The sequence below is a fragment of the Caballeronia zhejiangensis genome, assembly GCF_022879815.1.
Taxonomy (GTDB): domain Bacteria; phylum Pseudomonadota; class Gammaproteobacteria; order Burkholderiales; family Burkholderiaceae; genus Caballeronia; species Caballeronia zhejiangensis.
On record NZ_CP084286.1, the window covers coordinates 141,374 to 162,849 of the forward strand.

General features: G+C 63.2%; 20 protein-coding genes. 11 read left to right on the forward strand and 9 right to left on the reverse strand.

Annotated elements, in window-relative coordinates:
• Positions 1 to 59: 59 nt before the first annotated feature.
• The 7 genes from LDZ23_RS26835 to LDZ23_RS26865 all read right to left on the reverse strand — a co-directional run bounded on the left by LDZ23_RS26835 (position 60) and on the right by LDZ23_RS26865 (position 5,795).
• A complete protein-coding gene (locus LDZ23_RS26835) occupies positions 60 to 1,013 on the reverse strand; it encodes an aliphatic sulfonate ABC transporter substrate-binding protein (RefSeq protein ID WP_008346779.1) in 954 nt (317 codons plus the stop codon).
• A complete protein-coding gene (locus tag LDZ23_RS26840; RefSeq protein ID WP_008346780.1) occupies positions 1,013 to 2,341 on the reverse strand; it encodes an LLM class flavin-dependent oxidoreductase in 1,329 nt (442 codons plus the stop codon). The genes LDZ23_RS26835 and LDZ23_RS26840 overlap by 1 nt, the downstream gene beginning before the upstream one ends.
• Before the next feature lie 24 nt (positions 2,342 to 2,365).
• The gene (locus LDZ23_RS26845) at positions 2,366 to 2,716 is read right to left on the reverse strand and encodes a DUF3088 domain-containing protein (RefSeq protein ID WP_033535827.1); all 351 of its coding nucleotides are present in this window, start codon (positions 2,714 to 2,716) and stop codon (positions 2,366 to 2,368) included.
• Between the two features lie 165 nt (positions 2,717 to 2,881).
• Positions 2,882 to 3,103 carry a DUF6566 family protein gene (locus tag LDZ23_RS26850; RefSeq protein WP_033535802.1) on the reverse strand — a complete coding sequence of 74 codons (222 nt, stop codon included), beginning with the start codon at positions 3,101 to 3,103 and terminating at the stop codon, positions 2,882 to 2,884.
• A gap of 141 nt (positions 3,104 to 3,244) precedes the next feature.
• A complete protein-coding gene (locus LDZ23_RS26855) occupies positions 3,245 to 3,838 on the reverse strand; it encodes a c-type cytochrome (RefSeq protein WP_008346784.1) in 594 nt (197 codons plus the stop codon).
• A 25-nt stretch (positions 3,839 to 3,863) separates the two neighbouring features.
• Positions 3,864 to 5,084 carry a sulfite dehydrogenase gene (soxC, locus tag LDZ23_RS26860; protein WP_033535828.1) on the reverse strand — a complete coding sequence of 407 codons (1,221 nt, stop codon included), beginning with the start codon at positions 5,082 to 5,084 and terminating at the stop codon, positions 3,864 to 3,866.
• A gap of 243 nt (positions 5,085 to 5,327) precedes the next feature.
• Positions 5,328 to 5,795, reverse strand: a complete 468-nt coding sequence (locus tag LDZ23_RS26865) for a RidA family protein (protein ID WP_008346786.1) — start codon at positions 5,793 to 5,795, stop codon at positions 5,328 to 5,330.
• Between the two features lie 288 nt (positions 5,796 to 6,083).
• On the opposite strand from LDZ23_RS26865, the gene LDZ23_RS26870 reads away from it, so the two are divergent.
• The 11 genes from LDZ23_RS26870 to LDZ23_RS26920 all read left to right on the forward strand — a co-directional run bounded on the left by LDZ23_RS26870 (position 6,084) and on the right by LDZ23_RS26920 (position 18,533).
• Positions 6,084 to 7,277 (forward strand): porin, encoded by a 1,194-nt coding sequence (locus LDZ23_RS26870; RefSeq protein WP_008346788.1) that lies wholly within the window; start codon positions 6,084 to 6,086, stop codon positions 7,275 to 7,277.
• Between the two features lie 288 nt (positions 7,278 to 7,565).
• Positions 7,566 to 9,506 carry an arylsulfatase gene (locus LDZ23_RS26875; RefSeq protein ID WP_008346790.1) on the forward strand — a complete coding sequence of 647 codons (1,941 nt, stop codon included), beginning with the start codon at positions 7,566 to 7,568 and terminating at the stop codon, positions 9,504 to 9,506.
• A 7-nt stretch (positions 9,507 to 9,513) separates the two neighbouring features.
• A complete protein-coding gene (locus tag LDZ23_RS26880; protein WP_033535804.1) occupies positions 9,514 to 10,554 on the forward strand; it encodes a formylglycine-generating enzyme family protein in 1,041 nt (346 codons plus the stop codon).
• On the forward strand, positions 10,554 to 11,342 hold the full coding sequence (locus tag LDZ23_RS26885) for a MetQ/NlpA family ABC transporter substrate-binding protein (protein ID WP_244808297.1): 789 nt from the start codon (positions 10,554 to 10,556) through the stop codon (positions 11,340 to 11,342). The genes LDZ23_RS26880 and LDZ23_RS26885 overlap by 1 nt, the downstream gene beginning before the upstream one ends.
• Positions 11,343 to 11,398: 56 nt before the next feature.
• Complete coding sequence (locus LDZ23_RS26890) at positions 11,399 to 12,202, forward strand: hypothetical protein (RefSeq protein WP_244808298.1); 804 nt, start codon at positions 11,399 to 11,401, stop codon at positions 12,200 to 12,202.
• A 313-nt stretch (positions 12,203 to 12,515) separates the two neighbouring features.
• Entirely contained in the window at positions 12,516 to 13,607 is a 1,092-nt protein-coding gene (locus LDZ23_RS26895) for an ABC transporter ATP-binding protein (RefSeq protein ID WP_008346796.1), read from the forward strand.
• Complete coding sequence (locus LDZ23_RS26900; RefSeq protein ID WP_008346798.1) at positions 13,594 to 14,718, forward strand: ABC transporter ATP-binding protein; 1,125 nt, start codon at positions 13,594 to 13,596, stop codon at positions 14,716 to 14,718. Before LDZ23_RS26895 ends, LDZ23_RS26900 begins: the two co-directional genes overlap by 14 nt.
• Positions 14,715 to 15,608, forward strand: coding sequence for a carbohydrate ABC transporter permease (locus tag LDZ23_RS26905; protein WP_008346800.1), 894 nt, complete (start codon positions 14,715 to 14,717; stop codon positions 15,606 to 15,608). The genes LDZ23_RS26900 and LDZ23_RS26905 overlap by 4 nt, the downstream gene beginning before the upstream one ends.
• Positions 15,598 to 16,410 carry a carbohydrate ABC transporter permease gene (locus LDZ23_RS26910; protein WP_008346802.1) on the forward strand — a complete coding sequence of 271 codons (813 nt, stop codon included), beginning with the start codon at positions 15,598 to 15,600 and terminating at the stop codon, positions 16,408 to 16,410. Before LDZ23_RS26905 ends, LDZ23_RS26910 begins: the two co-directional genes overlap by 11 nt.
• Entirely contained in the window at positions 16,410 to 16,691 is a 282-nt protein-coding gene (locus LDZ23_RS26915) for a DUF2160 domain-containing protein (RefSeq protein WP_008346804.1), read from the forward strand. The genes LDZ23_RS26910 and LDZ23_RS26915 overlap by 1 nt, the downstream gene beginning before the upstream one ends.
• Before the next feature lie 102 nt (positions 16,692 to 16,793).
• Positions 16,794 to 18,533 (forward strand): ABC transporter substrate-binding protein, encoded by a 1,740-nt coding sequence (locus LDZ23_RS26920; protein ID WP_244808299.1) that lies wholly within the window; start codon positions 16,794 to 16,796, stop codon positions 18,531 to 18,533.
• A 383-nt stretch (positions 18,534 to 18,916) separates the two neighbouring features.
• Here the strand turns inward: LDZ23_RS26920 and LDZ23_RS26925 are convergent, their stop codons facing one another.
• Both LDZ23_RS26925 and LDZ23_RS26930 read right to left on the reverse strand, forming a co-directional pair.
• Positions 18,917 to 20,077 carry an L-talarate/galactarate dehydratase gene (locus LDZ23_RS26925; RefSeq protein ID WP_033535805.1) on the reverse strand — a complete coding sequence of 387 codons (1,161 nt, stop codon included), beginning with the start codon at positions 20,075 to 20,077 and terminating at the stop codon, positions 18,917 to 18,919.
• A 40-nt stretch (positions 20,078 to 20,117) separates the two neighbouring features.
• Positions 20,118 to 21,422 (reverse strand): MFS transporter, encoded by a 1,305-nt coding sequence (locus LDZ23_RS26930; protein WP_051078973.1) that lies wholly within the window; start codon positions 21,420 to 21,422, stop codon positions 20,118 to 20,120.
• Positions 21,423 to 21,476 lie beyond the last annotated feature (54 nt).

Consider the following 21,476-nt stretch of genomic DNA (forward strand, 5'->3'; position numbering starts at 1 on the left):
CGAAGCATATGAAAAGCGGCGCTAAACGGATAAGGCTTGCGTAGCGCGCGCGTCGATCCTTACCTGATCTGCAACACCGCCTGGCGCACATCGATGCGGCGCGGAATCACCTTCGTATCGAAAGCCAGATTCGCCGAGTCCTGCTGCGCGCCAAGGACGTCGTCGGGAATCGGATAGCTCGCGCCCCACTCCAGGCGCGAGATCGCCCGGTTCCATACGGCGAGCGGCACGCCCGTATTGGCGGACAAAAAGCGCGCCGTATCCTGCGGATGCGCGAGGCTGTCGTTCGTCTGACGTGCAAGCTGATCGAACAGCAGACGCAGCGCGGCGGGATACTTTTGCGCGAAGTCGCGCGTCGCGATATAGAAGCCGTATTGCGGCACCGACAGATCCCCGATGGTGAGAATGGTCCGCGCGCCGGTGGTCAGTTCGGTGTCCGCGTAACGCGGATCGGGCACGGCCCACGCATCGATGAAGCCGCGCTCGAACGCCGAGCGCGCATCGCCATAGGACAGGTACGTGAACTGCGCGGCGTTCGGGTCCATGTGGGCATCCTGCATCGCCTTCAGCACGAACAGGTGCCCTTGCGAGCCCTTGGCGAAGGCGATCTTTCTGCCCTTCAGATCGCGCAGGTCCTTCACGGGCGAATCCTTCGGCACGACGATCGCATAGCTTTTGACGAGTCTCGGCGCATACGCCACATACACGACCGATGGCGCCGCGCCCGCCTGCGCCATGATCGGCGGCGTCGAGCCGACCGTGCCTACATCGACGTCGCCCGCATTGATGGCTTCGACGAGCGGCGCGCCATACACGAACTCGTGCCACGAAACCTTGACGTGATGCGAAGCGAAGGCCTGCTCCAGCTTGCCCGATGCCCGCAGCGCGACGAGACCGTCGCCCTTCTGGATTCCGATGTTGATCTGCGCGGGATAGCCCTCGTCAGCGTGCGCAGCAAACGCGGCGGCGAAGCAACCGGCGGCGATGATGGATTTCAGGAAGCGGATCGGCATCAAGACTTGAAATAAGGATTGGCGGGACGTGCGAGACCGTAGTGACCGCGCAGCGTGGCGGCTTCGTACTCGCGCCGGAACAGGCCGCGCCTTTGCAGAATCGGCACGACATGCTCGGTGAAGTGCTCGAGCTGCGCGGGCAGTACGGGCGGCATCACGTTGAAGCCATCGGCGGCACGGCTTTCGGTCCAGTCGGCAATGACATCTGCAATCTGTTCGGGCGTGCCGGACAGCGTGAAATGCCCGCGCGCCGCCGCGAGCTTCCTCAACAGGCTGCGCAAGGTCGGACGCTCGCGCGCCACCAGTTGCGTGATGACTGCCGCGCGGCTTTGCGCGGCCTGCACCGTCGACGGGTCCGGAAAGTCATCGACGGACAGCGGCTGATCGAGCGGCAGCGTCGAGAAATCGTAGCCGCCGAAGCGGTTCGACAGGCGGCCGAGTCCCACGCTGACATCGGTGATCGAGTCGAGTTCGTCGAGCAGAGCGCTGGCTTCGGCTTCGGTCGAACCGATCGCCGCGCTGATGCCCGGCAGGATCACGATGTCCTGCTCCGAGCGGCCCGCGGCCCTCGCGCCCGCCTTGAGCTCGGCATAAAAGTCGATCGCGGATTGCTTCGTCAGATGCGCGGTGAAGACGGCTTCCGCATGGCGCGCGGCGAACGCCTTGCCCGTCGCCGACGAGCCCGCCTGCACCAGCACCGGATGCCCCTGTGGCGGGCGCGGCAGATTCAGCGGCCCCGCCACGCGATGAAACTTCCCGCGATAGCCGATCTTGCGCACGCGCGCCGGATCGAGAAAGCGTCCGCTCGACGCGTCATCGATGATGGCGTCATCGGCCCAGCTATCCCACAGTTGCGTGACGACTTCGAGAAACTCGTGCGCGCGTGCGTAGCGCTCCGCATGCTCGATCTGCTGCTCGTAGCCGAAGTTCGGCCCCGCGCCGCCGACCCACGAGGTCACGATGTTCCAGCCGATGCGCCCGCGCGAAATGTGATCCAGCGAAGCGAACTGACGCGCGAGATTGAACGGCTCGGTGTACGTGGTCGATGCCGTCGCGATCAGCCCGATGCGCGAAGTCGCCTGCGAAAGCGCCGCGAGCGTGGTGATCGGTTCGAGCGCGCCGGACGCGACGAATTGCGCGCCATCGCCGAGCGCGAGGGCATCGGCGAAAAACACGGAATCGAACAGGCTTTGCTCGGCCCTGACGGCGAGATCGCGAAAATAGTCGATATCGGTCAGCGCCTGGCGCGTCGCGCCGGAATGACGCCAGCCTGCTTCATGATGGCCGCGTCCGTGAACGAAGAGATTCAGATGTATAGGTCGGGGCATGAGCGAATAGTCTCGTTTGCCGGATCAGTCATGCACTTTGGGAAAACCGTGGCGCTCTGCGAGCAACGCGAGAATGCGGCGCGTATCGGTGACGAAGCGTTTCTCGCCGACGGTTTGCGCGTCGGACGGCGCGGGGTACGCATCGCCCAGCACCAGCACCGGCAGACTTTGATGCGCCTCGCTCAGTGCTTCGACCGCGGCCTTGCGGGGACGCTCGAAGGGCACGCGGCGGATATCGAGGCGCGCGTTGCGCGCCGGATCGCTTGCGAGCAGACCTTCGATCGGCGCACCGTCCGGGCAGATGAACACTTCGCCCGGGCGCTTCGGATCGGTGAAGCCCGGTTCCAGCAGAATGAGTAGATCGCGTTGGGTCATGGTCGGCGTCATGCGTGGTTGAGAGCCGCCACAGCGTAACCATCCCGCGCGGAGATTGGAACGAATTGGATCTGCTAACCAAATCTGCGGCGCGCATGACGAAAGACGGATCGCGGGCGCCTTCCGGACCGACAGCTCATGCGGCTATCCGATGCTTCCTCGACGTTATCCGCGCTTCTTGCGCGCGCTGCGCTGATCGATCCACAGCCGCGCCCAGCGTGCCGCATAGGCGATCGCATGATCGCGCTCGAAGAAGTAATCGAGCGCATCGAAAGTGAAGCTTGCACCGTGCGCGTACCGGCGATGTTCGATCGTCAGGTTGGCCGCATACAAGCCGCTCGGCATGGCCTGAGCGGAGGGTGCAACCTCATAACCTTTGTATTGCATGGAGCGAGTCCTCGCGGCAAATTCAGGCAACATTGCCCGAACCGCTTCATGCTAGGGGCCGACGAACGCATGGCCAACCAATCCTTTTACGTTTGCAAATCACCGGCCGCATCGATTCGTCATTACGTCATGCTATGCATGTCAAAGGCGTCCCGGTCGCGGGTCCGGAACGAATCCATCGCGATTCGGCATGCGGATGGCGGCAAGCGAATGCGCATCGAGGCGGGCGTCGTCGGGAACGATGCCGTTCTGATTCAGGATCCACGCGCTCACGGCATACACCTCGTCCGCGCTCAGCGATTGCGGCGCGTTATAGGGCATCGCGCGGCGAATGTAATCGAACAGTGTCGTCGCGTATGGCCAGTAGCTTCCGACCGTGCGCACCGGCTTCTCGCTCGCGAGCGTGCCACGCCCGCCGATCAGCCGGTCGCCCAGCACGCCCTCGCCTTTCGCGCCGTGACACGAGGCGCACTTGGCCGCGAAGATCCGCGCACCGGTCACCACGTCGCCGCTGCCCGCGGGCAGGCCGCGACCGTCAGGCGCGACATCGATGTTCCACGCGGCGATGTCCGCCGCGCTCACGGGCGTGCCGATCGTGCCGATCGTGCCGATCGTGCCGACAGCCGCGCGATGCGTTGCATCGTCCAACCCGGCCTGCGACGCGCGCCCGTCCCGCCACGGCCCGGAGCAGGCGGTAAGACACAGCGCCGTCAGACCCACGATCAGCGGGCGCACGGCGCGAAGTTGTCGAGTTGATTCCCTATGCATTTTTCACGCTGCCATCGGCGTCGACGCGCCATTGCTGAATGCCGTTGTAGTGGTAGTTCGAGTTCAGCCCGCGCGCGGCGACGAGCGCCTCGCGCGTCGGCTGGATGTATCCGGTCGAATCCGTTGCCCGCGAGAGGATCGTGGCCGGTTCACCGTTCCACACCCATCCCGCATGAAAGCGCGTGAGCGCGCGATCGCCGGGCGTGCCATCGAGCCGCGCCGCTTGCCATGAACGGCCACCATCGACGGATACTTCGACCTGACGGATCGCACCGCGTCCCGACCAGGCGAGCCCCACGATCGGGTAGTAACCGTGAGTCGTCAACTTGTGCCCGGGCGATGGCCGCGTGATGACCGATTTCGCATCCATCTCGAACACGAACTGGCGCGCGCGACCATCGGCCAGCAAGTTCGTGTATTTCGACGTTTCCTCTCGCGTTTCGAGCGGCGCGTCGACGAGCTTCAGCCTGCGCAGCCACTTCACGTTGGTGTTGCCTTCGAAGCCGGGGACCAGAAGCCGCAGCGGATAGCCGTTCTCCGGCCGCAGCCGCTCGCCGTTCTGCGCATACACGACGAACGCGCGATCCAGCACGCGATCGAGCGGCAGGCTGCGCGTCATCGCGGCTGCATCGGCGCCCTCCGCGAGAATCCAGCGCGGCGCGTGGCCGTCGTTCGCAGCGAGCCCGCCGGCCGCCTCGATCAACGTCGAAAGCCGCACGCCGGTCCACTCGCAGCACGACAGAAGCCCGTGCGTGAGCTGAACGGGCAGCCCGCTCGGCCCTTTCCATTCGCTCGCGGTGTTGCCCGAACATTCGAGAAAGTGCACGCGCGACTCGGAAGGCAGCCGCAGCAAATCGTCCATCGTGAAGAGCTTCGGCTCGCGCACGAGGCCATGAATCACGAGCCGGTGCTGGTCCGGGTCGATATCCGGCACACCGGCGTGATGGCGTTCGTAGACAAGCCCGTTCGGTGTGATCGCGCCGTGCAGATCGGCGAGCGGCGTCAGCGACGAAGCCGCTCCCGGCACCGGCCACGCACGCGCCGCGCGACGCACGACCTCCGATTCGCGCGGGGATGGCAGGCCATAGGGATGATCGAGAATCGGCGCGCCAGGCATGCGCGTCCACGGCTCGACGCTGAGCGGCTGCAAGCGTCCGGACGCCGCATTCGCGTGAGGCGCCACGACTGCCGACAGCGCGAGGCCGCCCAGCATCCGGCGTCGCGGCGACGCGGGAGCGTGTTGCTCCGGCTTCGCGGGATCGCCGGGCCGTGTGGCGGAAAACGATGAGAAACGCGGGATTTTCGGCATGCTCGATGAGTCGGGCAGAGAAGACAGGCAGTCGGGCGCCCGATTATAGGTCGCGGTTTCGGGATGCCCAATCGCGATTGCGACTATGCAAATGACAAGGGTTGCTTAAGCGCCATCGTCTAACGCGCTCCTGCGAATGCGATGACATCATGAGTCGCTCACGCCGACGACGGCGCGCAGGATCACCGGCTGCCCGCCGCGCAACGACACGGCGCCGAACACCGAGCGCGCGTGCACGCCGGCATCGCCCAGAACCTCGACCAGCAGATCCGATGCGCCGTCGAGCACCTTCGCGTGGTCTTCGAAGGCGGCGTCGGCGTTCACGAAGCCCTGCACGTCGAGCACCTGCTTCACGCGTTCGAGCGAGCCGAGTTCATCGCGCAGCACGAGCAGCAGTTCCAGTGCCGCCTCGCGTGCGAACGAAACGCCGTCTTCGAGCGTGAGCGTGTCACCCAGCCTGCCTTTGGACGGCTTACCGTCGATGGCGGCGCCCGCCGACTTGCCCGACACGAACACGAGATCGCCCCAGCGGGTGGCATTGCGATAGTTCGCCTTCGGGTTGCTCGAAGTGCGTTCGGGGTCGATCAGACGGTCGAGTCTTTCGTCAGCGCTCATGGTGCTCCTGTCGGTATGAATGCGTGACATCACGCGCAGCCGCTCATGTTATGCAGCAACGGCCGGCGCGCTAACCAACGAAGCCTCATATCGATATGACCGGCCTCGCGCGGCGCGAAGCGTTCGTTGCGCGCCTGCTCGCGATTTCTGCATCGCTTCTCCGATGTAATCCGGAATCCAAATCAGACGCTCCGACCATTACAAACGAAAAATCCTTTGTTGGACTTCGGTAAGCACGACCGTAGTATCCGGCTTCCTCGAACTCATGGTTAATACCTAAGGAAGCGAATGAAACGAGTCGCACTCGCCGGCGCCGCTGGCTTACTGGCCGCCCTTCCGGGCATCGTTCAGGCACAGAGTTCCGTCACCTTGTACGGGATCATCGACGCCGGCCTCGCCTATACGAACAATCAGCGTGGCGCATCCAATGTGCAGGCGACGAGCGGCAAGCTCAACGGCAGCCGCTGGGGCCTCAAAGGCGTCGAAGATCTGGGCGGCGGCTACAAGGCGCTGTTCGCGCTCGAGAGCGGCTATCGCGTCAACGACGGCACACTCGCTCAAGGCGGACGCGAATTCGGGCGGCAAGCTTATGTGGGCGTGGCGAAGACGGGCATCGGCACGCTGACGCTCGGGCGTCAGTACGATCCGAACACGGATCTCGTTGCGCTCTTCGCGGGGCCGGGATTCTGGTCGCCCGCCACGCACGTCGGCGATAACGACAATCTGAATCAGACCTTCCGCATCAACAATGCCGTGAAGTTCAAGAGCGATACCTTCGCGGGCGTGACTGTCGATGCGCTCTACGGGTTCAGCAATCAGGCGAGCAACGGCGCGGGCGCGGGCTTCGGCAACAACCGCGCTTGGGGCGTATCGGCGAGCTACGCCAGCGGGCCGTTGCAACTCGGCGCGGGCTATTTGCTGCTCGATCATCCGAATGTCGCGTCGAACACGAGCGGCGCGGTCGGCGGTGCATCGACCACGTCCGGCGACGACTACAGCGGCGCCTTCTTCTATGGCCTGAACGGCGGCGTCGCGCGGCAGCAAGTGGCGGTCGCGGGCGGCAACTATGCGATCGGATCGGTCGCGACAGTCGGCTTCGCATGGAGCCACACGCAGCTCGACTACAACGATGGCTCGTCGCGCAAGTTCAACAACTACGATGTGAACGGCCGCTACAACATTACGCCGGCGACGACGCTGATCGGCGTGTACACCTTCACCGATGGCCGCGCCAACAGTCTGCCCGGCACCGGCGGCGCGACACTCAAGCCGCGCTGGCATCAGTTCACGCTCGGCGTCGACTATGTATTGTCGAAGCGCACGGACCTCTATCTCTCCGGCGTCTATCAGCTCGCGGCGGGCGATGCCTCGACGCGCGTCGGCAACGGCTATCAGAAGATCGCGGCTATCGCCGACGCGGGCACGCCGTCGTCGACGAACCGGCAAGTGGCGGCGTTCGGCGGCGTGCGCGTGCGCTTCTGAGCTGCGAAGAACCGCATCGAACCGGTGAAAATCCCGCGGCGAAAGCGCGGAACGACACCCTCGATACGCTGCGCTCACACCGTTTCCCTACGCGCCCACGAATCGGGCGCATCCGGAAGGCACGCTCGAAGCCTCGTGCTTCGAGCGTCGCCGAGCGCATTCGCGCGACGCGCAATCGCGGTTCTTTCAAATCTCTGAAGGCGACAAGCAAAGCAGAAATCGATCTTTGGCGGCCTTGAGCCGGTTGCTAAGATCGCCGCTCGCTTTCAACGGACCGCCATAACGACAATGACCTTGCACCGCTCGATCGCTACCCGCCGCGCCGCCGTTGCGCTCGCCGTCGCCAGCCTCTTCGCGCTGGCATCGTGCGGCTCTTCCAGCGACAGCTCGCCGACGACCGCGCCGGTCGCCGCCGCCAAACGGCCGAACATCCTGTACATCATGGCCGACGATCTCGGCTACTCGGATATCCACGCGTTCGGCGGCGAAATCAACACGCCGAATCTCGATGCGCTCGTCGCATCGGGCCGCATCCTCACGAACCATCACACCGGCACGGTCTGCGCGATCACGCGCGCCATGCTGATCTCAGGCACCGACCACCATCTCGTCGGCGAAGGCACGATGGGCACGCCAACCGACGAACGCAAGGGCCTGCCGGGATACGAAGGCTATCTGAACGACCGGGCGCTCTCGGTCGCGCAGTTGCTGAAGGATGGCGGTTATCACACGTACATGGCGGGCAAGTGGCACATCGGCTCGGGAATCGTAGGCAGCACCACAGGCGGCGGGCAAACGCCGGATCAGTGGGGCTTCGAGCATAGCTATGCGCTGCTCGGCGGCGCCGCGACGAATCACTTCGCGCACGAACCCGCAGGCTCGAAAAACTACACGGAAGACGGTCAATACGTTCAGCCGGGACAGCCCGGCCAGCCAGGCGGCGCAGGCGGCAGTCCGAGCGTCTTCTATTCGACCGACTTCTATACGCAGCGCTTGATCTCCTACATCGATTCGAACAAGGGCGACGGCAAGCCCTTCTTCGCCTACGCAGCCTACACGTCGCCGCACTGGCCTTTGCAGGTGCCCGAGCCTTACTTGCACAACTATGCGGGCAAGTACGACGCAGGTTACGACGTCATCCGCAATGCGCGGATTGCCCGGCAGAAGGCGCTCGGCATCATTCCCGCCGATTTCAATCCGTATCAGGGCGCGCCGGAAACGCTGACCTCGTCGCCCGCCACGGCGAACAATGGCACCGCGAACGCGAAATACATCAGCGCCGTGCACAACGCCGCGCAAGGCTACAGCGACTATGGTCCCGGCACGGTCAACAAGTCGTGGAACAGCCTGTCCGCCGCCGAGAAGAAGGCGCAAGCGCGCTACATGGAAATCTATGCCGGCATGGTCGAGAATCTCGATCACAACATCGGCCTGCTGATCCAGCATCTGAAAGACATCGGCGAATACGACAACACGTTCATCCTGTTTCAGTCCGATAACGGCGCGGAAGGCTGGCCGATCGACTCGGGCGCGGATCCGACCGCGACCGATACCGCGAACGCATCCGATGCGGTCTATTCGACGCTCGGCACCGACAACGGTCAGCAGAACGCGCGGCGTCTGCAATACGGCCTGCGCTGGGCCGAAGTCAGCGCGACGCCGTTCCGCCTCACCAAGGGCTACGCGGGCGAAGGCGGCGTATCGACACCGCTCATCGCACATTTGCCCGGACAGACGGCGCAGTTGCCCACCTTGCGCGCCTTCACGCACGTCACCGACAACACCGCGACCTTCCTCGCCGTCGCACAGATCACGCCGCCGACGCAGCCCGCGCCGGCTTCGATCAATACGCTCACGGGCGTCGATTCGAACAAGGGCAAGGTGGTCTATAACAACCGCTACGTCTATCCGGTCACCGGACAGTCGCTGCTCCCGATTCTCAAGGGCGACGGCACCGCGGAAGTGCACACCGCCGCGTTCGGTGACGAAGCCTATGGACGCGGCTATCTGCGCAGCTCCGATGGCCGCTGGAAGGCGCTTTGGACCGAGCCGCCGACCGGTCCCGCCGACGGTCACTGGCAGCTCTTCGACCTGCAGGCCGATCGCGGCGAGAACAACGACGTATCGGCGCAGAATCCGTCGGTCATCGACAGTCTCGTGCAGCAGTGGAACAGCTACATGAGCACGGTGGGCGGCGTCGAACCGCTGCGGCCGCGCGGCTACTATTGAGCGCGCGATGAGTCGTCGATGGACATCCGTTGCAGGCGCCGGCGCCGTGACGCTCGCGTTGTTCGGCGCGGGCTTCGGCGGGGCGCTCGCCGTGAACGCGGAGCACGGCTTCGATCCGCGCAATCTCGCGCGCACGCTGGCGCCGCTCGGCTCCGAGCAGCAATGCGAACGCTATTCGGGCATTCCCGCCAAGTGGCGCGACGATCCGCGCGCGGGCATGGTGCACCTGCGCGGCGGCGAATTCGTCTTCGGCAGCACACTGGGTTATGAGGACGAGCGCCCGATGGGCGATGGCAAGACGAAGGTCGGAGCCTTCTGGATCGACCAGACCGATGTAACCAACGCGCAGTTCGCCGCTTTCGTCGACGCGACGGGCTATGTGACCGAAGCCGAGCGTCAGGGCGGCGCTGTCGTGTTCCATGTCCCGACGCGCGAAGAAATGAACGCACGCGATCTCGCGTGGTGGTCGTGGGTGAAAGGTGCGTCGTGGAAGCATCCCACGGGATCGTCGAGCACATGGAAAGGGCGCGAAAATCGTCCGGTGACGATGGTGACGCTCGCCGACGCCCTCGCCTACGCGCACTGGCTCGGCCGCGATCTGCCGACCGAGGCCGAGTGGGAATACGCGGGCAAGGCCGGGCGGGAAGGCGCGCAGCTCGACGCCGCTCCGCGCGATGCGCGCGGCAAGCCATCGGCGAATTACTGGCAAGGCGTGTTTCCCGTGCTCGACTCCGCCGAAGACGGCCATGCGGGTTTGGCGCCGGTCGGTTGCTATGCGGCGAACGATTTCAGGCTGTACGACATGATCGGCAACGCATGGGAATGGACGAAGGATCCTTACACCGGTCCGCGTCAGCCGCATTCGAACGGCGACACGGCGGCGGTGATCCCAGCGCGCAAGCACGACACGGCCATGGTCATCAAGGGCGGCTCGTTCCTGTGCGCGCAGGATTATTGCGTACGCTACCGGGCGTCGTCGCGCGAGCAGCAGGAAGCGGATTTGCCCGCGTCGCATATCGGCTTTCGCACCGTGCTGAGGGACGGCTGATGCGCGCGCGATTCGTTTTCGCGGGGGCGGTTCTGGCAGCCTCCTTCGTGACGACGGCGCATGCCGCGGAGCAGACGGTTCGCATCGGCGTGATGCCGGGCGAGGAAGCGACGATCGTCGCGCATGTGCGTGAAGTCGCCGCGAAGCAGGGCTTGCCGCTCGCCGTCGTGACTTTCGACGATGCCGCGCGCATCGACGCCGCGCTCGCAAACGGTACGATCGATGCCGCCAGTTTCGAGGACGAAGCCAGCCTCGCCGCCCGCAGCGCGCGCAACGGCTACGCGATCGAAAGCGTCGCCGCGACCGTGACCTTGCCGTTGGCGCTCTACTCGCGCAAGCTCGCATCGATCGCCTACTTGCCGCGCGGCGCGACCGTCGCCGTTCCGGCCGATGCCGCCGGCACCGCGCGCGCATTGATCCTCCTGCAGAACTATGCGCTCATCACGCTGAAGGACGGCGCGGGCCTTCATCCGACGCTCGGGGATATCGCCGGCAATCGCTTCGGTCTGAAGATCCGCCGGGTGGAACGTGCGAAGCTCTACGAAGCGCTCGACACGGCGAGCTTCGTCGCGATGAACGCCGACGACGCCGCGCGCAACAAGCTGAAGCCGGGCCGCGACAGCATCTGCATCGAAGATGCGCGCTCGCCTTATCAGCATGTTCTCGCCGTGCGTACGCGCGACGCGAAGGCCGCCTGGGTCGGGCGACTCGTTCGTGTCTTTCATTCCGACGACGTCGCGCATTTCATCCTCACGCAGTATCAGGATTCCGTGCGCCGGCCTTGGTGAATAGCTACTCGTTCGACTGCACCGCGTGCGGCAAATGCTGCAACAGTCCGCCGGCGATGTCGCTACGCGAACTGTTCGAACACCGCGACGTATTCGTCGGCTGCATCGCGCTCGGACGCATGCCGCGAGGCGCAGACACGCCACTGCACGCGTTTCCCGTCGATGAGGCCAGTGCCATCACCATCGCGACGCTTGCGCTCGATTACCCGTCGCTCGGCCGCTGTTCCGCGCTTGCGCATGACGGGTTGTGCGGCCTTCATGCAAAGGGCAAGCCGGATCAGTGCATCGCGGTGCCGCTCGACCCGCTCGTGCCCGATCACCTGCAACATGCGGTGCTTGCGCAGCGCTCGCATGGCGCGGGATGGATCGGCGCGCAATGCATCCGCCCGGGCGAGCATCCGGGTGCGTTGCTCCTCAGGGCTGGCGAGATCGTGGATGAAGAGGCCAAGGCGGCCGTGCAACGCAGACGGCACGCGCTAGGCATCGAGCGCGAGCTATGGGCCGCGCCGTTGTTCGATGTCCTGAGACGCGACTTCGCCGATCCGCGCCGCGCGCTCGCGATGCTTCCTTCCGACGGTTATCGCACCATTGCGAGCGTGCCGGCGCTCATGGGTATCGGCACGTTATCGACGGCGCTCGCGCGCGCGTGCATCGCCTATATCGATGCGCAGACGGCGCTGATACACCGGAACGTCGCGCAGGCCGTGCAACGCCGCCGCCTCGACGACCGGCCGACGACGCAGACACTGCGCGGTTTCTCCGATGCACTTCAGCATGCACGCGCGCATCTCCGCGCGCTGCCCGAACGCACCGCAGCCTCGCCGCTCGCGAGAGACGCCGAGGCGTGGTTTCTCTTCTGAGGCTCGGCGAATGCGCCGTTCGTGCCGACGGGCAGCATACGAATCCGCCTTTTTGCTACGCAGCAATCGGACCGTCCAACGTGCGTCTAAAGAAATTGAGTCAATGCTCTATTTCAACGTATCTCATGCCGATCGCCCCCAGCCCGCAGCCGGTTTCCGGATTTCATCCTGTCGTAAGGTTTACCCCGATTTAAACGCAAACCAACAAAAGGGACATTCTGCCTGCTGCATGTAATCGAAGCGCAACCCAATTGACGTCATTCTGAAGCGCCAGCTCTGCGGCTGGCGTCGTGCATGCCGAGAGGAGAGCGATTTGGTCCTTGAACTGGAGCGGGTCAGTGTCGTTTCTGGCGGGCAGCCGTATCTGTACGGCGTGGATTTGCGCCTTGTCCCAGGCGCCATCAACGTGCTTCTCGGACCCACGCAGGCCGGCAAAACCACGCTGATGCGCGTGATGGCGGGTCTCGACAGGCCGAACGACGGCCGGGTGCTCGTCGACGGCCAGAACGTGACAGGCGTCAGCGTGCGCCAGCGCAATCTCGCGATGGTCTATCAGCAGTTCATCAACTACCCCGCGATGACGGTGTTCGAGAACATCGCCTCGCCTTTGCGTCTGCAAAAAACCGACCCTGCCGAAATCCGCCGGCGCGTGCACGAAGTCGCGGCCCGACTGCATATCGACCATTTGCTGGAGCGGCGGCCAGGCGAACTGTCGGGCGGACAGCAGCAGCGCTGCGCGCTCGCGCGTGCACTCGTGAAGCGCACGTCGCTGGTGCTGCTCGACGAACCGCTCGTCAATCTCGATTACAAGCTGCGCGAGGAATTGCGCCTCGAACTGGCCACGCTTTTCGCCGACGGCAAGACGACGGTCGTCTACGCGACCACCGAACCGCTCGAAGCGCTGCTGCTGGGCGGCCATACGGCAATCGTCGATAAAGGCCGGGTTCTGCAGTTCGGTCCCACGCTCGATGTCTATAACGCACCGGTCAACGTCGCGGCCGCAGCCGTCTTCAACGACCCGCCGATGAACATGCTGACGAGCGACTGCGGCAACGGCCGCGCGCGTCTGCCGATCGGCGTCGAGGTTCCGGTCCGGCACGGTCTCGCCGCGAACGGCGCATGCCGCATCGGCATCCGGCCGGGGCACGTGCGTCTCGAGGCGAATGCCGCTCATGCGATCGCCGTTGCGTGCCGGCTCGAACTCGCTGAACTGAGCGGCTCGGAAACATACCTGCACTTGCGCACGCTGACCGGCGCGGTCGACCTGGTTGCGCAATTGCAGGGCGTGCATCAGATCGAGCTCGGCACGCAGCTCGATGTTTTCATCGACCCTGACGAACTGTTCGTGTTCGGCGCGGATACCCAACTGGTGTCCAGCCCGGAGGCAGCTCATGGCGTGCATTGAGTTCCAGAATCTCGGGCACGCGTACGGACCGGCCCCCGCGACGCTCGACGACTACGCGCTTCAACCCATGAGCATGGTCTGGGATGACGGCGGCGCTTACGCGTTGCTCGGGCCATCGGGTTGCGGCAAGACCACGCTGCTGAATATCGTGTCGGGGCTCGTCAAGCCGTCGGAGGGCAAGGTGCTGTTCGACGGACGCGACGTGACTGCGCTCGGCGCACGCGAGCGCAACATCGCGCAAGTGTTCCAGTTCCCCGTGGTCTACGACACGATGACCGTGTTCGACAACCTCGCGTTTCCGCTGCGCAATCGGGTGATGTCGACCGCCGAGGTCACGAAGCGCGTGCACGAAGTCGCGGAAATCCTCGATATGACGCGCGATCTGCCGCTCAAGGCGAGCAATCTGGCCGCCGACGCCAAGCAGAAAATATCGCTCGGGCGCGGCCTCGTGCGCAAGGACGTGGCGGCGATTCTCTTCGACGAACCGCTCACCGTGATCGATCCCGCGATGAAGTGGATGCTGCGCCGGCAGTTGAAGAAGATCCATCAGCAACTCAAGCTCACGCTTATCTACGTGACGCACGATCAGGTAGAAGCGCTGACTTTCGCGGATGAAGTCGTGGTCATGACGAATGGCCGCGTCGTTCAGAAAGGCGGAGCCGATGCGCTTTTTCTGCGGCCGGATCACGCTTTTGTCGGCTACTTCATCGGCAGTCCGGGCATGAATCTCTGTCCGATCGAGCTCGACGCAGACGGCGCAAAAATCGGCTCGCAGCGCCTGCCGCTCGACGCGGGCACGCTCGCGACGCTACGGGCCGCGCATCAGCAGACAAACGGCGCGCTCAAGCTGGGGATTCGCCCGGAATTCGTACGGCTTTCGCATGAAGGCGGAGCGGGTGCGCTCAACGCGCGGGTGCTTCGCGCACAGCAACTCGGCAACTATCAACTGGTGACCGCGCAATGCGACGGCCATGTGTTCAATGCGAGGCTCGAACCGCATGTGCGGATTGTCGACGGACCTGCCTGGCTGCATCTGGTTGCGCCTGAGACCGTATTCTTCTGCAACGACGAACGAGTCGAAACACGCATCTCCGAAGAGGCCGCGCGATGAAGCCCGTCAATCAGAAAGCGTGGTTGCTGGTCGTTCCGGTGTTCATCTGCGTCGCGTTCTCCGCGATCCTGCCGCTGATGACCGTGGTCAACTATTCGGTGCAGGACATCATCGGCCCGACGCAGCATGTGTTCGTCGGTACGGAGTGGTTTCGCAACACCATGACCGATCCGGATTTGCGCCAGGCACTCGGCAGACAGGTCATTTTCTCTGCGTGCGTTCTGCTGTTCGAGATTCCATTGGGCGTGGGCCTCGCACTGTCGATGCCGGCTTCGGGATGGCGCGCATCGGCGACGCTCGTCGTGCTCGCCATGCCGTTGCTGATTCCATGGAACGTGGTGGGCACGATCTGGCAAATCTTCGGGCGCCCCGATATCGGACTGCTCGGCTACTGGCTCAATAGTCTCGGCTTCGACTACAACTACACGGCGAGTCCCACCGCCGCATGGCTCACGGTGCTGGTGATGGACATCTGGCACTGGACGCCGCTCGTCGCGCTGCTGTGCTATGCGGGCTTACGCGCGATTCCGGACGCCTTCTATCAGGCCGCGGAGATAGATGGCGCGAGCCGCTTTGCGGTATTCCGCTACATCGAGTTGCCGAAGATGCGCGGCGTGCTGATGATCGCCGTGCTGCTGCGCTTCATGGACAGCTTCATGATCTACACCGAGCCGTTCGTGCTGACAGGCGGCGGACCCGGCGATTCCACGACCTTCCTCAGTCAGTACCTGACGCAAAAAGCGGTCGGCCAGTTCGACCTCGGCCCGGCCGCGGCTTTTTCGCTGATCTATTTCCTGATCATTCTGCTGTTGTGCTTCATTCTCTATAACTGGATGAATCGCGTCGGCAGAGGCGGCCCCGCTGCGCAAGGAGACGACCATGCAGGATAAGCGCCGCTGGATGCGGACGTTGGTGCTCGTCGTCTATATGCTGTTCGCGCTGATTCCGCTTTACTGGATGTTGTCGATCTCCCTGCGCACGAACGAGGAGACCATGTCGACGTTCGCCACGCTGCCGCAGCACGTGACGTTCGACAACTACAAGGTGATCTTCACCGATCCCTCGTGGTACTGGGGCTACATCAATTCGATCATCTACGTGCTGATGAACACGGTGATGTCCGTGCTGGTCGCGCTGCCTGCCGCGTATGCGTTCTCGCGTTATCGCTTTCTCGGCGACAAGCACATGTTCTTCTGGCTGCTCACCAACCGCATGACGCCGCCCGCCGTGTTCCTGCTGCCGTTTTTCCAGCTCTATTCGAGCATCGGCCTGACCGACACGTACATTGCCGTCGCACTCGCGCACATGCTGTTCAACGTGCCGCTTGCCGTATGGATTCTCGAAGGCTTCATGTCGGGCGTCTCGCGCGAGATCGACGAAACCGCGTATATCGACGGTTATACGTTTCCCGCCTTCTTCGTGAAGATCTTTCTGCCGCTCATCAAGTCGGGCGTCGGTGTCACGGCTTTCTTCTGCTTCATGTTCAGCTGGGTCGAACTGCTGCTCGCGCGCACGCTGACTTCGGTCAACGCGAAACCTATCGCTGCCGTGATGACGCGCACCGTGTCGGCCGCCGGCATGGATTGGGGCGTGCTGTCGGCGGCGGGCGTGCTGACGATCGTTCCCGGCGCGCTCGTGATCTACTTCGTGCGCAACTACATCGCGAAGGGCTTCGCGATGGGGAGAGTGTGATGTTCACGTGGATGTACTGGACGCCCGAGGTGGCGATTTTTTTCGGCTGCATCGTCGTGATGCTGGGCGGCATGACGGTATGGGAACTGTGCTCGCCGACTCATGAACGCAAGGGTTTTCTGCCTATCGCGACGACTCGCGGCGATCGCCTTTTCATCGGCCTGTTGACTGCCGCTTATGTGAATCTCGCGTGGCTTGCGATCAGCGCGGAGGGCTCGAGTTCGTGGCCGGGCTTCATAGCCTCGGTGCTGGTGCTGCTCGCGATCATGTGGAAAGGCTAGCAAGCCGACGCATGCAGCGATGACTGACAACTGCCGGTTCCGCTGATGCCCCCAGCGGGCGCCGACAAGATCGAAGGGGCACGGAAGACACAGGAGAAGACCATGCATCAGAGGAGACGGATCGTCGCGCTGGCAGTGGCAAGTATCGTGTCGGGTGCCTTCGCGAACCAGGCTCTGGCGGGAACGCCCGAGGCGCAGAAATGGGTGGACAGCGAGTTTCAACCCAGCACGCTGTCGAAACCGCAGCAGATGGACGAGATGAAATGGTTCATCGATACCGCGGCGAAACTCAAGTCGCAGGGCGTCAAGGAGATTCATGTCGTGTCGGAAACCATCGACACGCACACCTACGAATCGAAAACGCTAGCGAAAGCGTTCAGCGAAATCACCGGCATTCAGGTGAAGCACGACATCATTCAGGAAGGGGACGTCGTCGAGAAATTGCAGACCTCGATGCAATCCGGCCAAAGCATTTACGACGGCTGGATTTCGGACTCGGACCTGATCGGCACGCACTATCGCTATGGCGTGATCGTTCCGCTATCCGATTACATGGCGGGCGAAGGCAAGGAATACACGAACCCCGGTCTTGACCTGAAAGATTTCATCGGCACGAGCTTTACGACCGCGCCGGACAAGAAGCTCTATCAGCTTCCCGACCAGCAGTTCGCGAACCTTTACTGGTTCCGCGCGGACTGGTTCGCACGCAAGGACTTGCAGGACAAGTTCAAGGCGAAATATGGCTACGAACTCGGCGTGCCGGTCAACTGGTCCGCGTATGAAGACATCGCCGAGTTCTTTACGAACGACGTGAAAACCATCGACGGAGAAAAGGTCTACGGCCATATGGATTACGGCAAGAAAGACCCGTCGCTCGGCTGGCGCTTCACGGACGCGTGGCTTTCCATGGCGGGCGAAGCCGACAAGGGCATTCCGAACGGCATGCCCGTCGACGAATGGGGCATCCGCGTGACGCCTGATGGCTGTCATCCGGTAGGCGCGTCGGTATCGCGCGGCGGCGGCACTAATAGCCCGGCAGCGGTCTACGCGACGACCAAATACATCGACTGGCTCAAGAAATACGCGCCACCGGAAGCGTCGGGCATGACCTTCAGCGAAGCGGGCCCGGTGCCCGCGCAGGGACGCATCGCGCAACAGGTGTTCTGGTACACCGCGTTCACGGCGTCGATGCTCAAGCCGGGCAACGTCACGAATGCGGATGGCACGCCGAAGTGGCGCATGGCGCCCTCCCCGCACGGCGCCTACTGGAAGGAGGGCATGCAAAACGGGTATCAGGACGTCGGCTCGTGGACCTTCTTCAAGTCGACGCCGCCGAATCAGCGCGCTGCCGCGTGGCTATACGCGCAGTTCGTGACGTCGAAGAGCGTGTCGCTCAAGAAGTCGATTGTCGGTCTCACGTTCATTCGCGACTCCGACATTCATAGCGACTACTTCACGAAGAACGCGGATAAATACGGCGGCTTGATCGAGTTCTATCGCAGCCCGGCGCGCGTCGCGTGGACGCCGACCGGCAACAACGTGCCCGACTATCCGAAGATGGCGCAACTCTGGTGGAAGAACGTCGGCACTGCTGTCGCCGGTGAGAAGACGCCGCAGGCTGCGATGGATAACCTGGCGAAGGAAATGGACCAGGTGTTGTCCCGTTTGCAGCGGGCGGGGATGAAGGTTTGCGCGCCGGAGCTGAATGCGCAGAGCGATCCGTCGAAGTGGCTGTCCGACCAGCACGCGCCGTGGAAGGCGCTTGCCAATGAGAAGCCGAAGGGGGAAACGGTGAAGTATGAGCAACTGCTGTCCGCGTGGAAGGCGGGTAAGGTGCGGTAGGGGTTTTGATTTTTGGATTGGCGGCACTTGGTTGTGCCGCCTTTTTTGTGGGTTGCTGGACGGGCGCGGTGGGGCTGGAAGCAGCAGCGACGATTCGATGCGGATGCAATCTCTGACGGCCCTTGATGACCATCAGCCGAAATTCGCGGATTACCGCCTCGTTGTTCTGCTACGACCGTGGTCCGAAGGGCTGAAGCCAACCCCTTTCCGCCATTGAGACGGTTGGTCTATGACTGGCTGCTGATGGGCCGGGTACGGCCTATCGTGGAGACCTCGGACGGGTCTTTCGCGCGCTCCTGACAAACTGATCGGGAGCGTCCGAACCTCTGCCAAGCACCTTCCCAGCGACGAGCGGCCATGTCGCCTTGATTGACGGCCTTGCGTCAGCCGCGTATACCGACTTCCGCCTCTTGAGCCGTCCAGCCTGCTACGCGGTCGCTCAGTGTGAGCCCCAGGCCCGGTCGTGTCGGAACCAACATCCGGCCGTCACGCGTCTCCAGCTTCTCGTTGAACAGCGGCTCAAGCCATTCGAAATGTTCGACCCAGGGTTCACGGGAATAACAAGCCGCGAGATGCACGTGCAATTCCATCGCGAAGTGCGGCGCCAGCATCAGCCCCGCGTGATCAGCCAACGTCGCGACCTTCAAGAATGGCGTAATGCCGCCGACACGCGGCGCGTCCGGCATCAGGTAATCCGCGCCGCGCTGACGGATGAACTCCCAGTGCTCGGATACGCTCGTCAACATTTCGCCGGTTGCGATCGGCGTATCGAACTGGGCAGCCAGCGCAGCGTGACCTTCCGCGTCATAGCAATCGAGCGGCTCCTCGATCCAGATCAAATTGAACTGCTCGAAGGTGCGGCACATACGTTGAGCGGTCGGCCGGTCCCACTGCTGATTGGCATCCACCATCAACGGAAAGGCGTCACCCAAATGCTTGCGCACCGTCTGGACCCGGTGAATGTCAATCGCACAGTCTGGTTGCCCGACCTTGAGCTTGATCCCGCCGATCCCCTTCTCGCGCGAGGCGTCGGTGTTGACAAGCAACTGATCGAGTGGCGTGTGAAGGAACCCGCCCGAGGTGTTGTAGCAACGCACCGAATCGCGGTGGGCGCCGAGGAGCTTGGCAAGCGACAGATTCGCGCGTTTGGCCTTCAGGTCCCACATGGCAACGTCGAACGCGCCGATCGCCTGTGCCGCCATGCCACTGCGCCCTACCGATGCCCCTGCCCACGCCAGCTTGTCCCACAATCGAGCGATGTCACTCGGGTCTTCGCCGATGAGCACAGGAGCGATCTCCTTCGCATGCGCGAACTGGCCAGGGCCACCGGCACGCTTTGAATAACTGAAGCCGAGCCCGCGATGACCGTCTGCCGTCTCGATTTCGACAAACAGAATGGCGATCTCTGTCATCGGCTTCTGCCGACCCGTCAGGACTTTGGCGTCGCTGATCGGGTTGGCGAGCGGAAGAAACGTGGATGCAACGCGAATCCACTTGATCGAGTCGTTCGACGGTCCAGCGATGAGCGAAGATGTGGCATTCATGGGAGGGGCTCCTTGCGATAAGGTGTTGGGAGGCGGCGACTCAGTGGCCGTGGCGCGGTTTGAGGGAGGCGGTGGCGCTCTTGCGCGATCCGTCGCCTTCGTCGTCGGTTTCCAGACGCTGGAGTTTTCCGACGATCAGCAGGTATGAGCACGCGCCAAGCAGCGACAGCGCACCGATGTAAGTCAGCGCGACTTCAAACGACCCGGTGCTCTTGATCATCCAGCCGATCGCAAGCGGCGTAACGATGCTCGCGAGATTGCCGCACAGGTTGAAGATTCCGCCGCTGATGCCCATCGCGCGCTTGGGTGAAACGTCGCCGACAATGCACCAGCCCAAATTGCCGACGCCCTTGGCGAAGAACGCAATCGACATGACGAGAATCACAATCGTCGTCGAATGCACATAGTTGGCAACCACGATCGTGCTCGACAGAACGAGGCCGCAGATGATCGGGGTCTTCCGAGAGGCGGTGAGACTGAAACCGCGTTTAAGCATCCAGTCGGACCAGAGGCCACCGACAAGCCCGCCCACGCAACCTGCCACTGCCGGCAGCGCCGCCACCATGCCGACCTTAAGGATCGACATGCCTTTCGCTTCGATCAGGTAGGTCGGGAACCACGTCAGGAAGAACCAGGTGATCGACGTCAGACAGAACTGGCCGATATAGATGCCTATCATCATGCGGTTCGCAGCGATTGCCCTCACCTGTTTCCACTTGAACGGCTGCGGGCTGTCGCCGATGGTCGGCAGACCACCGCCTGCCGCGATGTACTCAAGTTCGGCCGCACTCACGCGATGATCGCGCTGTGGTTCCCGCACCGACCTGAGCCACCAGAATCCTAGAAGAACGCCCACAGCGCCGGTCGTGTAGAAGACGTAATGCCAACCCCACATGCTCACGGTGTACGTCATGACCGGCGTGAACACTGCGAGCGCGAAGTACTGTGCCAATTGGAACACCGACGTCGCGAGACCGCGCTCGGCGCTCGGGAACCACATGACGGTAAGACGACTGTTGCACGGGAACGCCGGCGATTCCGCGATTCCCATCAGGAAGCGCAAGGCAAAGAGCGCCACGAATGCTGACGCAAACAGATGAACGAAACCCTGGGCGAACGTCAGTGCCGACCACAGAATCAGACTGATGCCGAGCACGGTCCGGGCGCCGAAACGGTCAAGAATGAGACCGCCGGGAATCTGCATCGCGGTGTAGGCCCAGCCGAACGCCGAGAAGGCAACGCCCATTGTCAACGCGTCGAAACCGAGGTCGTGGCGCATGCTCGGCGCGGCGATCGATAACGTCGCGCGGTCTACATAGTTGAAAACCGTAACGATGAAAATCATCGCGAGAATGAACCACCGCACTCGCGTGCGCTTGCCATTGTCTGGAATGCTGCT